Genomic DNA, 599 nt, shown 5'->3' with positions numbered 1-599 from the left:
GGTTGAGTGACTGAGGAAGTTAAAAGAAATTATTTAGAAATAAATTCACTTCAAGATCTTAAAGAAGGATATAAGCCCTCAGAAGATTATTCATTAAGTTTAATTGATCCAGTTAATTTTCAATTGAATAAATTTTTTTATAAAACAATCGGAAAAAAACATAAATGGGTGGACAGACTGTCTTGGTCAGAGGAAAAATGGATTACTTATGTTTCATCTGAAAAAGTTAAAACATATGTATTTAAATTTAACGATGATCTAGTAGGCTTTTTTGAACTAATTTTTCATTTAGAAAAAAAAGAGACTGAAATTGCCTATTTTGGAATATTAGAAGAATATCAAAACAAGAAATTAGGCTCTTATTTATTGTCAGAGGCTGTAAAAAAATCTTTTCAAAATAATATAAATCGTGTTTGGGTTCATACTTGTTCATTAGATCATAAAAATGCATTGAATAATTATATTTCAAGAGGGATGAAAATATTTAAAACAGAAATTTTAAATATTTAGTTTTGGGACGGAATTTTAAATAAATTTTTTTTGAGGACTCTATTTTTTCTAATTGACGAAATAAAAGTAATATTAAAATTTTGATATAT

General features: G+C 24.4%; 1 protein-coding gene. It reads left to right on the top strand.

Annotated elements, in window-relative coordinates; translation table 11 throughout:
- Positions 1 to 6: 6 nt before the first annotated feature.
- Positions 7 to 510, top strand: coding sequence for a GNAT family N-acetyltransferase (locus AMO08_RS01600; protein ID WP_075484544.1), 504 nt, complete (start codon positions 7 to 9; stop codon positions 508 to 510).
- Positions 511 to 599 lie beyond the last annotated feature (89 nt).

Origin of the sequence: Candidatus Pelagibacter communis (genome assembly GCF_001180205.1) — a bacterium.
Classification (GTDB): domain Bacteria; phylum Pseudomonadota; class Alphaproteobacteria; order Pelagibacterales; family Pelagibacteraceae; genus Pelagibacter; species Pelagibacter ubique_O.
Note: the sequence above shows the minus strand (reverse complement) of the source record. Positions and strands in the feature narration are given on the sequence as shown.